The following is a 631-nucleotide window of genomic DNA, read 5'->3' on the forward strand; positions in this document are numbered from 1 at the left end:
TGGTGCCGTTTCACAACGAGGCCGAGAATGTCGTCCCGCTGTTCGACCGGCTCGCCGCCGTGCTCGATGGTCTCGGCGAGGACTGGGAACTGGTCTGCGTGAACGATGGCAGCCGCGATGCCACGCTTGCGGCGCTGCAGCGCATCGCCGCGCGCGACGGGCGGGTGCGGGTGATCGACCTGTCGCGCAATTTTGGCAAGGAGGCGGCGTTGACCGCGGGACTCGACCATGCGCGCGGCGCGGTGGCGATTCCGCTCGACGCCGACCTGCAGGATCCGCCCGAGGTGATTCCGGCGCTGCTCGCGAAATGGCGCGAGGGCTACGATGTGGTGAACGCCACACGCGCCTCGCGCGAGGGCGACGGCGCGGTGAAGCGCTTCACCGCCCATATGTTCTACCGGGTGATGAACCGGTTGAGCGATGTGCCGATCCCGCGCGATACCGGGGATTTCCGGCTGATCGCCCGGCCGGCGCTGGAGGCGCTGAAGCGGTGCTCTATCTCACGGTCTCGCTGCTCGCCGTCGCCCTCGTGTTCTTCGTGCTCGGCGCGCCCTTSSCAGCGGCGCTGGAGGTCATCATCTACGCCGGCGCCATCATGGTCCTGTTCGTCTTCGTGATCATGATGCTGAAC

Annotated in this window: 2 pseudogenes; both read left to right on the forward strand. The window is 67.4% G+C overall.

The annotated features are described in order from the left end of the window. Window positions 1–59: 59 nt before the first annotated feature. A pseudogene (locus RT91_RS21860) lies at window positions 60–422 on the forward strand (glycosyltransferase family 2 protein); the annotation flags it as partial. Between the two features lie 65 nt (window positions 423–487). After that, window positions 488–631 (forward strand): annotated as a pseudogene (locus tag RT91_RS21865) (NADH-quinone oxidoreductase subunit J); the annotation flags it as partial.

The organism is Acidiphilium sp. JA12-A1, from assembly GCF_000724705.2.
In the GTDB taxonomy this organism is placed as follows: domain Bacteria; phylum Pseudomonadota; class Alphaproteobacteria; order Acetobacterales; family Acetobacteraceae; genus Acidiphilium; species Acidiphilium multivorum.